At 48.3% G+C, this 267-nt stretch carries 1 rRNA gene; it reads left to right on the forward strand.

Annotation, left to right across the window (positions count from 1 at the left end):
- Nucleotides 1-197: 197 nt before the first annotated feature.
- Nucleotides 198-267: ribosomal RNA gene (gene rrf / locus QMX93_RS30915) — 5S ribosomal RNA — on the forward strand; the annotation flags it as partial.

Here is a 267-nt window from a genome sequence, read left to right on the forward strand (position 1 = left end):
TTGAGCTAACCAATACTAATTGCCCGTGAGGCTTGACCATATAACACCCAAGCAATTTGACTACTCGAGAGAGCATCAGATTGCGGTGTGTGAAGACGAAACGAACCGAAAGTTCGATGTTCACAAAACACCGAAAGCTATCACATACCCAATTTGCTGAAGCGAGGCCATCTGGTCACGACTCAGTACCCGAATTTCTTGACGACCATAGAGCGTTGGAACCACCTGATCCCATCCCGAACTCAGCAGTGAAACGATGCATCGCCG

This window comes from Pseudomonas sp. PS01303, from assembly GCF_029959385.1.
Classification (GTDB): domain Bacteria; phylum Pseudomonadota; class Gammaproteobacteria; order Pseudomonadales; family Pseudomonadaceae; genus Aquipseudomonas; species Aquipseudomonas rustica.